At 57.1% G+C, this 12,513-nt stretch carries 11 protein-coding genes; 9 read left to right on the top strand and 2 right to left on the bottom strand.

Features of this window, described 5'->3' with window-relative positions:
- Positions 1-231: 231 nt before the first annotated feature.
- Positions 232-1,497, top strand: a complete 1,266-nt coding sequence (locus tag FG99_RS28665) for a tyrosine-type recombinase/integrase (RefSeq protein WP_043273577.1) — start codon at positions 232-234, stop codon at positions 1,495-1,497.
- A gap of 908 nt (positions 1,498-2,405) precedes the next feature.
- Here the strand turns inward: FG99_RS28665 and FG99_RS32340 are convergent.
- Both FG99_RS32340 and FG99_RS28660 read right to left on the bottom strand, forming a co-directional pair.
- Positions 2,406-4,046 (bottom strand): LA2681 family HEPN domain-containing protein, encoded by a 1,641-nt coding sequence (locus FG99_RS32340; RefSeq protein ID WP_156060106.1) that lies wholly within the window; start codon positions 4,044-4,046, stop codon positions 2,406-2,408.
- Positions 4,047-4,301: 255 nt separating this feature from the next.
- On the bottom strand, positions 4,302-4,922 hold the full coding sequence (locus FG99_RS28660; protein ID WP_043273575.1) for a tyrosine-type recombinase/integrase: 621 nt from the start codon (positions 4,920-4,922) through the stop codon (positions 4,302-4,304).
- A 205-nt stretch (positions 4,923-5,127) separates the two neighbouring features.
- Here FG99_RS28660 and FG99_RS28655 point away from each other — a divergent pair, with 205 nt between their 5' ends.
- From FG99_RS28655 to FG99_RS28620, 8 genes are all read left to right on the top strand, one after another.
- Positions 5,128-5,805, top strand: a complete 678-nt coding sequence (locus FG99_RS28655; RefSeq protein WP_043273574.1) for a thermostable hemolysin — start codon at positions 5,128-5,130, stop codon at positions 5,803-5,805.
- On the top strand, positions 5,795-7,261 hold the full coding sequence (locus tag FG99_RS28650; RefSeq protein WP_034075616.1) for an AMP-binding protein: 1,467 nt from the start codon (positions 5,795-5,797) through the stop codon (positions 7,259-7,261). Before FG99_RS28655 ends, FG99_RS28650 begins: the two co-directional genes overlap by 11 nt.
- A gap of 8 nt (positions 7,262-7,269) precedes the next feature.
- Complete coding sequence (locus tag FG99_RS28645; RefSeq protein ID WP_034075618.1) at positions 7,270-7,950, top strand: iron-containing redox enzyme family protein; 681 nt, start codon at positions 7,270-7,272, stop codon at positions 7,948-7,950.
- Positions 7,937-8,743 carry an SDR family oxidoreductase gene (locus FG99_RS28640; RefSeq protein WP_034075619.1) on the top strand — a complete coding sequence of 269 codons (807 nt, stop codon included), beginning with the start codon at positions 7,937-7,939 and terminating at the stop codon, positions 8,741-8,743. The genes FG99_RS28645 and FG99_RS28640 overlap by 14 nt, the downstream gene beginning before the upstream one ends.
- Positions 8,740-9,381, top strand: coding sequence for a tetratricopeptide repeat protein (locus tag FG99_RS28635; RefSeq protein WP_034075620.1), 642 nt, complete (start codon positions 8,740-8,742; stop codon positions 9,379-9,381). The genes FG99_RS28640 and FG99_RS28635 overlap by 4 nt, the downstream gene beginning before the upstream one ends.
- A gap of 2 nt (positions 9,382-9,383) precedes the next feature.
- Positions 9,384-10,046 (top strand): response regulator, encoded by a 663-nt coding sequence (locus tag FG99_RS28630; RefSeq protein ID WP_034075621.1) that lies wholly within the window; start codon positions 9,384-9,386, stop codon positions 10,044-10,046.
- Positions 10,043-11,410, top strand: a complete 1,368-nt coding sequence (locus FG99_RS28625) for a sensor histidine kinase (protein WP_034075622.1) — start codon at positions 10,043-10,045, stop codon at positions 11,408-11,410. The genes FG99_RS28630 and FG99_RS28625 overlap by 4 nt, the downstream gene beginning before the upstream one ends.
- 231 nt (positions 11,411-11,641) lie before the next feature.
- Entirely contained in the window at positions 11,642-12,469 is an 828-nt protein-coding gene (locus FG99_RS28620; RefSeq protein WP_034075623.1) for an HTD2 family dehydratase, read from the top strand.
- The last annotated feature ends 44 nt before the right edge of the window (positions 12,470-12,513 follow it).

Here is a 12,513-nt window from a genome sequence, read left to right as displayed (position 1 = left end):
TTTGCCGACCGATCAACGTTTAAACGTGTGATCAACGTCTAAATCGAAATATAGATTTCAGTAGACATTGGTGAACACAAAACCCCTTGATACCAGCGGTATCAAGGGGTTTTTCATGTCTACCAAAATCTACAAGTGCGCGTTGCGATCCACACCACAGCCGGGTACGCTGCCGGGTACAGCGAATTCATACCCGGCAAGAGAACCGGGTATAGGGCGAAGGAAGCAATCATGCCTCTCACCGATACTCAGTGCCGAACCGCTAAACCCAAGGAAAAGCCATACAAGCTCACGGACGGAAACGGCTTGTACCTGGAGGTGAAGCCCAATGGCGTCAAGGCCTGGCGCTATCGCTTCGAACTGAGCGATGGCGACACCAGAAAGGAAAGCGTCTTCGCGATTGGCGACTACGTGATCGCTCCGAAAGCGGAACCCCCCGACCAAGCCCAAGAACGGCGAAATGGCCGACGATTCACGCTTTCCGAAGCACGCGATGAGCGCGTCAAAGCACGCGCGCTCGTCGTACAAGGGATCAATCCAGCACATCACCGTCAACAAGAGCGAATCAAGAAAGCTCATGAGAGAGCTATCACTTTTGAGGCTGTCGCCAAGGAATGGCTGACACTGAAAGACTGGGAGGAAATCACCAAGTCCAAGCGGCTCAAGATGCTGGAGCGGACCGTTTTCCCAAGAATTGGCGAAATGCCGATCAAAGCAATAACCCCCGCTCACATCCTTGAGGTGCTGAAGGGGGTAGCCCAGGACAACGGCCCGTCGGTCGCAGCTGAAGCCAAACGGACCATGTCTGGCGTCTTCGAACTGGCGATAGCCACTCTCCGAGCCAGCAGCGATCCCGTACACCCTGTTCGAAAAGCATTGCCCCCAAACAAAACACAGCACAAGCGGGCACTTTCGACAGAGGAAATTGGCCAACTTTTGCGAGACGTTGAATCCCACGGCGGGCGCCATGAAACCCTCTGCGCCTTCCGCCTCATGTGGCTGACGCTGTGCAGGCCAAACGAAGCAGTGGAAGCCCAATGGTCGGAATTTGACTTCGACAAGGCTATCTGGCGCATCCCTGCCGAGCGGATGAAAAAGCGAAAGGAACACACGATTCCGCTCCCCAAGCAGGCAGTAGAGATGCTCCAGGCCCTTCATGGCATCACCGGTAAGTACGTTCACGTCTTTCCGCACCGAGATGTGCGTACCCGACCAATGGTGTCTGCATCGTTCCGCCAGATGCTCAACGCCTTGGGCTGGGGAGGAAAATACAGCCCTCACGCCACACGCACGACAGGCAGCACCAGACTCAATGAAATGGGGTTTTCAGCAGACTGGATCGAAAGGCAACTGGCACATACCGAGCAGAATGTAGTTCGGCGCACCTATAACCACGCAGAGTATCTAGCCGACCGGGCTAAAATGATGCAGCAATGGGCGGATATGCTGGAAGCTTGGAAGGCCAATAGCGAGGGCTCATCCAGCGTAAACACCTAGGCCTAGACTCACATACCTTACCTGCACTGAGGTGGTGGACGCTTCCGATGAGTAATTGCATGGACTTGACCACCCATTTGCATTCGACTTGACCAGCCATTTGCATCGGATGTGACCAGCCATTTGCATCGGATGTGACCAGCGCACGGGTATGTCTTGACCGGCAGAAATCGACCCTTAGCGGACGTCAAGATCGAGGCGCTATTGCCTACCGATAACGCAAAGGTAGTCCGTTGCCAATCTTGATTCGGTAGAAAACCTGATCTGGATCTTCCTGGCACCAGTATCTGAAAAAAAGATGTGGTTCGGTTCCTGCGAAGTGCTCACTTAGCATTCTGTCGGCAGGTACCGTCAGTTTTGGCTCTGACCATTGCTGAGCTAAAACACCTATTGGCTTCTCAGATGAAAAAATTATCCAAGTAGCCTCGCCGCCACTGATGCCAGGCAAATAGCCTATGGTTTGCACCTTCTCGAATAGCGTACGTAGCGTTGCAGTGGCCTCGACGGCGATTGACGTCTCATGACTCTTCAAATCGTCTCCTGCATGCACGCTATCTCGATCCATGGAAATCACCAAAACAAGGGCTCCTTAAGACGTGCGCTGATATGTGACTTCTCAGCGTAAAGATGGCGGCGGCTATCGTCTACTGCCTGCTTCTAGCCGGTTGCAAACGGTCGTGATCGGCAAGAATCGACCCATTGCGGTCGTTCGCGGATGACCTAAACCAGCCAGAAGCAGTCGTTTAGGCAGCTGCAACGTGGTAATAAATCACCTGAACACCGCCACGCTTGCCTTTGCCTCGCACTCCAGCGGATTTTTCTCACTCCCCCGGCAGTTCAGCCTAGTCTCACTGCTTCTCGGGCATCGTGTGCGCCAGTGTTAAGTCTTTTTGCGTAGTTTGAAAGTCTCAATAAATAGGAATTTCGTAAGGCATGGCAATCCCGGATTTATCTCGCCTCTCTTCTTCATGATAAATCGCAAGAGACGTATAAATTATTGCATACCGTACTTTTTTCATAAGCCTCAATGTTTGGTCTCGCAACTCTTTATCTGTAATTATAAGAGGATATCCTTTTAAATTAGCCTTCCCCTCAATCAGGGCTAGATCAGCGGCTATTTTTGATTTGATAATTTTTTGCTCTGCCTTCGGAACTCCGCCCTTGAGTATTTTTTTGTTCTCCTCCACGCGACCTAAAATTTTCGCATGTTTTTCTTCTTCGCGTTCAAGCTCAAAAGACTTAGTAATTTTATAGAGGTCATCAATAACCACCTTGAAACCGCCATGCTCCATTTTATTCCTTATATCCGCCAACTTTCCTGCATTTGAATCCATCCAATGATCATGCCCTTCGGCTTCATCGTCATTTATTTCCCTGGACAACCAGTACAAGGCCAACAGAAAAGGATTATCTGATTCTAAGAATCTGTCCTTAACCGCCTTGCCATCCCCATACCAGACATTGGAAAAATGAACTCTAGCAGTAGAGCTTGGCTCCAGATATTTAAAAAGAAGCACCGCCAACTTATCAAAGCAAGAATACAGCAACCTAAAACAAATCTTAATCTGCTCGATATCGCGACGATATAAGCAATAATCCAGAGAATCTGTCAGGAAAAGATCATTGCTCGCATAATGCGGAACCTCTCTTCTTGCGTACTTGCTCTCAATCGCCTCAAAATAAGTAAATCTAGCATGCGCATACTGGTGTTTAATTTCAGAGAAACCACCGCTTAACCATAAACTTTCGGCTACACCGATCAGGGGGTTGATCGAATAACGCACGCTGGGTAGACCCATCACGTCCTGGGCCGCAGCTGGCTCGTTAGAAATCTCATTCAAGTCGTTAATGAATAGGCGATTCTTTAAACACCACTGTTTATACAAACGCTCTTTCTGCGATCTTCCGACGCTCCCCTGAATGGTAGACAGATGAGGGAAGCTCTCACAAATCTCGTCGAAATTCTCATCGAAATACCGGACAAAATCCATCAGATGCTGCGCAGCATCCACAGTTGCTAAATGTCCTTCATCGAATAGATCACCCTTGCACTCATAAATATATTTTAATATTGGGTAAGCTTCTTTCTGGAAGTATATGCCGTGACTTTCATCATATAAGCCACGCGAAATCTCCAGAAGAGCCTGCCCTTTGCAAAGGAACGCCATAGGGTTATTGAAAGTGGCTATTGCTCTATCATATTCGACTACAGCCTCAAAATACCGGCCCTGCTCATAAAGAGCATTAGCTAAGTTTGTATATACCCGACTCCTCAAGTCATCATCAAGTGCAGAGAACCCTGGTTCATACTGGGCCTTTTTGAAAAACTTAACTTGAAGCCCCAACTTTTCATCCCAACGGGACCTCAGCCGATCAGTAAGTACAGCATACCCATTTCCGATAATATAATAATTATGCGCCCGCAACTCAGAGCTATCGTACGAGCGACGAACTAACAAATCTATAAAGGTGTTAATTTCATCGTACTTGCGCCCGATAATTAGCTTATCCATCCTCGCGGCATCATGATCAACGCAAGTCTGTTCCATTAAGTACGACCTCCTATAGTTGAGGAATTAACTTTCAGCCAAACCTTGAGCTTAATCTGATACCGCTACCAAGTGAAGAAACATCGACCAAGGCAGGGAATACCTCTTCCGTTAACGAAATCTGAATCACCCCTGGTTTTGCAGACGTCCAATGACCGCTACTGGCCGTTAGCTGCCCTTCTTGAAGGACAGCTTTGGGTCGCTAGCTGACTCAAGAAGGCGCCGGCTCGAAACCCGGCGCCAAAGTAGAAAAGGTCAAACCTCGGTCTGCTCCGCCATTTCTAGAGCGTCGTCCACCTCAATCCCGAGGTATCGAACAGTGCTCTCCAGTTTCGTATGGCCTAGCAGCAGTTGAACTGCCCGCAGGTTCTTCGTTCTGCGATAAATCAGCGATGCTTTGGTTCTACGAAGCGTATGGGTTCCGTAGAGCGTGGGGTCGAGACCGATTGTCGTTACCCAAGCTTTCACTATACGGGCGTACTGCCTCGTGGATAGGTGCGCTGAATGTCGAACACGGCTGGGAAAAAGGAAATCGTCGTTGCGACGGCGAGCGGCAAGGATCCAAGCTTCAACTGACGCTCTCGTCTGGGCGGTGATTTCGAACTGCACTGGCCGCTGGGTCTTCTGTTGCATGACGATTGCGCGCGTCGATACTTGATCACCGTGAGCGATGTCTCTGACGCGCAGCTTCGTTAAATCGCAGGCTCGTAGCTTGCTGTCGATGGCGAGATTGAACAGCGCCAGATCACGATCCTTGTTTGCGATTTCCAGTCGCACTCTGATAGCCCAAATGTCCCTGAGTCTCAGCGGTGCTTTCTGGCCGACCAGTTTGCCCTTGTTCCAAGGTTCGTGAGCTTTCGTTGTGGGTGTGGCCATGATTCGTCCTCCACATGATTGAAGGACTAGGGTGCATCGCTCCTAGCTCCAGGGGCTCTTCGACCAGGCTCTATGGCCGGAGATGCTCTTAAAACACTCATGTCGGATATTTCGCTTCCACCGCCGCTGACTCTCAGCGACTTCAGACTACTTTCAGATTCGCCGCTGATACTCCCCTCATCGAACGACCCCTGGGGGGATCACCATGACCCAGCAAGAATGGAGCGGCCTGTTTCCATTCCACTTTGGCTCCGTCGCCGAGCGACAAGCTCGACTGACCTTGCGCCGCGAGGGCGACTCCGACCGCGAGGAGCTTGAAACCTTCATCCATGCGCGTTTCGAGTCCATCCACCACGCTGACGTCCACCACTATCTGCCGGAGCTCATCGGACTTCAGGACAGCCACGGGCGCTTGATCGCAGCCGCAGGCATTCGTCCGGCCAGTCATGGGCCGCTGTTTCTTGAGCACTACCTGGACGAGCCGCTGGAGGGCGTTGTGTCGCGGCTTGCAGGTCGTGCCGTCGGTCGTGAGCAGTTGGTCGAGGTGGGCAACCTTGCTGCCCTGAGTGCTGGCAGTGCGCGCGTAATCATTACTGCCGTGACCTGGCTGCTGGCTGCGCGCGACCTGCAGTGGGTCGCCTTTACCGGCACCTCCACCCTGGTCAACAGCTTCCACCGATTGGGATTGGAACCAACCGTCATCGCCGAAGCAGATCCGCGTCGTCTGAAAGGCGAACTGGCCAGCTGGGGCAGCTATTACGCGCAGCATCCACTGGTCTACGCAGGAAACATCGGTTACGGCCATGACGAGCTGGAGCGCACGGGTGTGTACAAGCGCATGGGTTTCCCGATGCTGCTGCAGGAGGCCGGCCATGCAGCATGAACTGAATGCCTTTCGTGAGGTGCTGCAGGCGCACGCCACGGAGCATGCGTCGAAAGTGGCTGTACGCGGAATCACGGGCAACGTCACCTATGCCCAGCTTCTGGCTGAAATTGAACGTCGCGAAGCATGGCTGCGAGAACAACCCGAAGGGTCGTTTGCCCTCGCATTGGAGAACGGCTCCGAAGCGATCTTCTGGGATCTGGCCGCCCTCTTCGCTGAGCGCCCTTGCGTCATCCTCCCGCCCTTTTTCAGTGCCGCACAGCGCCTGCATTGTTTGATGCAGACCCAGGCGACACTGGCCGTCGCCAACGACTCCTTCGCAGAAGATCTGCGAGCAGCTGGTTTCACACCAGGCGAGCGCTTCTGGGAGCGGCCGGCCGTTGTCGACGCCGATCTACCGGCAGGCACTGCCAAGATCACCTACACCTCCGGTAGCACCGGGTCGCCCAAGGGCGTATGCCTGAGCGCCTCTTCCCTGCTGTGCGTTGCACAGGAACTCCAAGCGGCGAGCCGTCCCACCGCGCCCACGAAGTACCTCGCAGTGCTTCCGCTGGCCGTCTTACTGGAGAACCTCGGTATTTATGCAGCGCTGCTGGCGGGAGCCAGCATCACGCTCTATCCGCAAGCGCAGATGGGTATCGGTGGCGCCAGTCAGGTCGACTGGAAACGCTTCCTCGGCACCGTTGCACTCAGCGGCGCTGAGAGCCTGATTCTGGTGCCACAGCTCCTGCTTGGTCTTGTCACTGCCATCGAGCGCGGCATGATGAAAGTTGGCCCCCTGCGATTCGTCGCAGTAGGTGGTGCCAAAGTCGCGAGCAGCTTGCTGGAGCGCGCCGAAGCAGTGGGGCTTCCGGTCTTCGAAGGCTACGGGCTCTCCGAATGCGCCTCCGTGGTTTGCCTGAACCGCCCTGGCGATCAGCATCCAGGAAGCGTTGGCCGTCCCCTACCGCACGTCCAGGTGCGTATCGCGGACGACGGGGAAGTGCTGGTTCGCGGTTCCACCCTGCTGGGCTACCTCGGCGAACCTTCTTTCGACGGGGAATGGTGGCCAACCGGCGATCTCGGCCATTTCGACGCTGCTGGATTCCTCTACCTGGCTGGCCGCAAGAAGAACCAGTTCATCACCAGCTTCGGTCGTAACGTGAATCCCGAGTGGATCGAGGCCGAGCTTTCCCAGACAGGCGTAATCCTCCAGGCCTTCGTCCACGGCGAGGGGCTGCCACGCAACTTCGCATTGCTCTGGCCCATCGACCCTGGCATCAGCGACGAAGTCATCGAACAGGCCGTGCAGCAATGCAACGCCGGCTTACCCGATTACGCACGGGTTCATGCCTGGAGACGCCTACCCAGCCCCTTTAGCGGTGCTGACGGAACCCTTACCAGTAACGGCCGACCGCGCCGCCAGGAAATCCTCTGTCGCCACCAGCCCCTCATCACTGAACTCTCGCAACCCTGAGGCCTGCCATGAATTTCTTCGACACTCTCCAATCAGCCACCACTCAGGAACGCCAGGCACTTTTCAGCGTCCCTGTCATTCGCGATGCCCTGGGCGGCGTTGTCAGCCTGGAGGGTTACATCGCCTTCCTCACTCAGGCCTATCACCACGTTCGCCATACTGTGCCACTGATGATGGCGTGCGGCGCTCGTCTGCCCAGCCGACTTGAATGGTTGCGCGGTGCAGTCTGCGAATACATCGAGGAGGAGTACGGCCACGAGCAGTGGATTCTCAATGACATTGCAGCCTGCGGTGGCGACGCGGAGCAGGTGCGTAACAGCCGCCCCAGCCTGCCGATCGAGCTGATGGTGGCCTTCCTCTATGACTTGATTGCCCGCGACAATCCCGTCGGCCTGTTCGGCATGGTCAACGTCCTCGAAGGTACCAGTATCGCCCTGGCTACCCAGGCCGCCGGCAGTATCCAGCAAGGACTTGGACTACCGTCGACGGCATTCAGCTACCTGAGCTCCCACGGCGCGCTCGACCAGGATCACATGGCAACCTATCGCGAGCTGATGAACCGCCTGGAGCGTCCGGAAGATCAAGAAGCGGTGATTCATTCCGCCAAGGTCGTCTACCAGCTGTACACCGAGATGTTCCGAGGCCTACCGCGAGCCCACCAGACAGAGGTGCAACATGCGCTTGCGTGAGTCGGTTGTGGTATTGACCGGTGCCAGCGGCGGCATTGGCCTGGAACTGGCCAGCCAGCTGTGTGCTGGCGGCGCCCGAGTGCTGGCCATCAGCCGGCACCTTGGCGGTCTGGCGGTGCTCATGAACCGTTATCCCAATCAGTTGCGCTGGCACTCCGCCGATCTTCGTACCAAGAATGGCCGGCAGGAGGTAGCCACTGCTGCCTGGGCCATGGGCGGCGTGAACGTGCTGATCAACGCCGCAGGCGTGAACCGCTTCGCCCTGCTTGAGCAGATCGACGAAGACACGCTGGACGACCTGCTGGATCTCAACATCAAGGCCCCCCTGCAGCTGACCCGCCTGCTGCTGCCATTGTTGCGCGAGCAGCCTCATGCGTTGGTGGTCAACGTCGGCTCCATCTACGGCTCCATCGGCTATCCCGGCTACGCGACCTATAGCGCCAGTAAGTTCGCCTTGCGCGGCTTCTCCGAGGCGCTTCGACGCGAATTGGCCGATACCACGGTCGACGTTCTCTACGCAGCGCCACGTGCCACCCGTACATCGATGAATACAACTGCCGCCACCGCGCTCAACCAAGCGCTGAAAGTAGGGATGGATGATCCGGTCGATGTCGCGCGGGCAGTGCTTGATGCGGTGCAACACCAACTCAACGAGCTGTACCTGGGATGGCCGGAGAAACTCTTCGTGCGCCTCAACGGCATGCTGCCCGGCGTGGTTGACCGCGCGTTGCGCAAGCAGCTCCCATTGATCCGCCGTTACAGCGATGCCAACGCCAAGGAGCACAGCAAATGAAACGCCTGATACTCGCGAGCCTCATTGCCTTCTCTCCGCTTACCTGGGCGCTGGATCAGGCTGGCAGCCAGCACCTCAGCGCGATCCAGCAACGTTGGGCGCAAATCCAGTACCAGTTGCCCGAAGCACAACGCGCAGCCGCTTTCGAAAAGCTGGCGAGCGACGCAGAGGCCTTCACCCACGAGCAGCCCCAGGCTGCTGAAGCCTGGATCTGGCACGGAATCGTCACCAGCAGTTGGGCCGGTGCCACGGGCGGGCTTGGCGCGCTGGGCAAGGTCAAGGCTGCCCGGGCCAGCCTGGAGAAGGCCCTGGCTCTCGATCCAAACGCTTTGCAGGGGTCGGCCTACACCAGCCTCGGCGCACTATATGACCGAGTGCCTGGCTGGCCCATCGGGTTCGGTGACTCGGACAAGGCAGATGAGCTGCTGCGCAAGGCTCTGCAGTTGAATCCAGGTGGCATCGACAGCAACTACTTCTGGGGTGACCATCTCTATCGCCAAGGGCATTACGTCGAAGCGCGTGCGGCTTTGCAGAAAGCACTGCAGGCACAGCCACGGCCCGGCCGAGAGCTGGCCGACCAGGGCCGACGCGGTGAAATCGATGCTTTACTCAAGACGATCAAGGACAAGCAGGACTAAGCATGCGGTTGCTTGTAGTCGAAGACGACCCCGCTCTGGGGGAAGGTATCTGCAACGGATTGCGCCAGGAGGGTTACACCATCGACTGGCTGCAGGACGGGGTGAGTGCATTGCACGCCTTGCAGCAGGAGACATTCGATCTCGTCGTGCTGGATCTGGGACTTCCGCGCCTGGATGGCATCGAGGTGCTACGCCGGTTGCGTGCTGGGGGCGATGCGGTGCCCGTCCTGATTCTGACAGCCCGTGACGCGACCGAGGATCGCATTGCGGGTCTCGATGCCGGCGCCGACGACTACCTGGTCAAACCGTTCGATCTCAACGAGCTGAAAGCTCGTCTGCGTGCGCTACTTCGACGTAGCGCAGGTCGCGCCAAGGTGCTGATCGAGCATGCCGGGGTGACACTCGACCCGGCCACTCGACAAGTCAGCTACCAGGGACATCCAGTCGTGCTGACCCCGAAAGAGTACCGGCTGCTCCATGAACTGCTGTCCCAACCCGGCAAGGTCTTCACCCGTGAGCGGCTCACTCAGCTCCTTTACGGCTGGGATGAAGAGCCCGAGAGCAACACGCTGGAAGTGAACGTCTATCACCTGCGCAAGAAACTCTTCAACGATCTGATCCGCACCGTGCGCGGCATTGGCTACCTGGTGGAAGGCAAAGCATGAGTTCGTTGCGCCAACGCACGCTCTGGCGAGTCATGCTGCTATTGCTGGTCGGTACCAGCCTGCTTGTGCTCTACAACTATCACGACAGCAGCCACGAGATCGACGAGATCTACGACGCCCATCTCGCGCAAAACGCGCGCCTCTTGCAAGGCGTCATGAGCATGCCGCTGGACGACAAGGATCGCCATGCTTTGTACCTGGCATTCAATGAAGCACTGAGTCAGGCGGGCAAGCATCGCATCGGTCACCCCTACGAGAGCAAACTCGCCTTCCAGGTGTGGCGCATCAACGGTGAAGTCTTGGTACATACCGCCAGTGCCCCGAGCTTCACTCGCCCGCTGACCAAGCCCGGCTTTTCAAACATCATGGTGGGGGAGCAGCAATGGCGCAGCTTCGTGCTTCCCGTGCCAGAGCGCCAGTTGGTGATCTGGGTCGGTGAACGCAACGATGTGCGCAACGACCTGATCGGTCGCATCGTCCGCCACACCTTGTTTCCCTTCCTGATTGGCAGCCTCGCGTTAGCGCTACTGGTGTGGCTGGCCATCGGCTGGGGCCTGCAACCGCTGCAGAATATGGCTCGCGTCATCCGAGCGCGGCATGCAGAGTCACTGGAGCCACTGCAACTCGTGCCTCTACCTCGGGAGCTGGAACCTATGCAGGCGGCGCTCAACCGGCTGCTGGGGCAGATTGATGAGCTGCTGCGCCGTGAACATCGATTTATCGCCGACGCCGCCCATGAGATGCGTACGCCCCTGGCAATCCTTCGGCTGCATGCGCAGAACGCGCTTGAGGCCAGGAACGATGTTGAGCGAGATAAAGCCCTAGAGTTTCTGGTTGGTGGTGTGGATCGTCTCAGTCGAGTGGTAAACCAGCTACTGACCATGGCGAGAATCGAGCCGCGACTCGGGCAACGCAACTGGGTGGCAGTGGATGTCGCTGCAGTGGCGACAGAGACATTGGCGGAGATGACACCCTGGATTTTGGATCAAGGCCAGGAACCGTCTCTGGAAATCACCAAGGGCGACTATCAGCTTCAAAGTGATGCAGGGGCTTTGGGCATTGCTCTGCAGAACCTGGTCGCAAACGCAGTAAATCACTCACCAACTGGCGGTCGAATCAACGTCACGCTACACCGCGAAGGCAGCGCCATCGTAGTCAACGTGGAAGATCAGGGGCCAGGCATCGACGAGGAAGACCTTGAGCGTGTCTTCGAACGCTTCTACAGCAAAGGATCTGAGAACGGCGCCGGACTGGGCCTGTCCATTGTGGCGATGATCATGGAGCGGCTTGGAGGCAGCGTACAGTTGAGCAATCTACCCTCCGGCGGACTTCGCGCAACGCTGAGGGTCATTCCTGCTTCCTGAGCACTGATGTCCGCTACGGGTCGGTAATGACCTCTAGCCAGAGGCAGCAATCGGCCAGGAGCGGGCACTCCCTCATTAACAGCGATCTGCAGCGTTATAGAGAGAAAAGGACCGACAATAACGGGCCACGTATTAGCCTGGGCTTCAACCGGACTTCGGCAAAATCGAATTCCTCCACCTCCGCGCTCGCCAGCATCATGCCAGGCATCTCACTCAACGCGGATACAAGGCATGACCGACTTCGATCCCTCGGAATGGCTGGGGCGTACCCAGGAAGTTCACGACCAACTTAGCCGCAACCTCGTGCAACGCATCGCGGCTACCTTCAATGCATCGGCGCCGGCCCACGGCGAAGAGCTGCCATGGCTCTGGCACTGGTGCTTCTTCAACGATCAGGTGGCGGGCAACCGTCTGGGCCCGGACGGCCACCCGGTGCTGGGTACTTTCATGCCACCGGCCCACGGGCGCAATCGCATGTGGGCAGGCGGCCGGCTGGATTTCCTCGAACCCTTGCGGATCGGCGCCGAAGCCTGGCGCAAGACGCGTATCGAGCGCATCGAGGAGAAGGCCGGGCGCACCGGTTCGCTGCTGTTCGTTACCCTCGCCCACGAGTATTGGCAGGACCGTCAACTGTGCCTGCGCGAGGAGCAGGACATCGTCTACCGCGAGCCCTCGCCGCCCAAGCTCGGCGCAGGCGAGCCCTCGCCCCAGATGGGTTGGGAAGAGCGCATCGCGCCTGACCCCACCCTGCTCTTCCGCTACTCCGCGGTGACCTTCAACGCCCACCGCATCCACTACGACTGGCCCTACGTCACCGGCGCCGAGGGCTACCCCGGCCTGGTGGTGCACGGCCCACTGACTGCAACCCTGAGCCTCGCTGCCTTCGCCCGCGCCAACCCGCTGGCACGCCTGCGCCGCTTCAGCTTCCGAGGCGTGCGCCCGTTAATCGCACCCGAGCCGTTCCAGGTGGGTGGACGCCACACCGAACCCGGCGTAGCCGAACTGTGGGCCGCCAATTCCACCGGCGTGTGCCAGCGCGCCGAAGTCCTGTTCGACTGACCCTGCCCCGCGTCCATCCCGCTGACGCAGCCCAAAGGAAGAGC

Origin of the sequence: Pseudomonas sp. AAC (assembly GCF_000725445.1) — a bacterium.
GTDB classification, from domain to species: domain Bacteria; phylum Pseudomonadota; class Gammaproteobacteria; order Pseudomonadales; family Pseudomonadaceae; genus Pseudomonas; species Pseudomonas citronellolis.
Note: the sequence above shows the minus strand (reverse complement) of the source record. Positions and strands in the feature narration are given on the sequence as shown.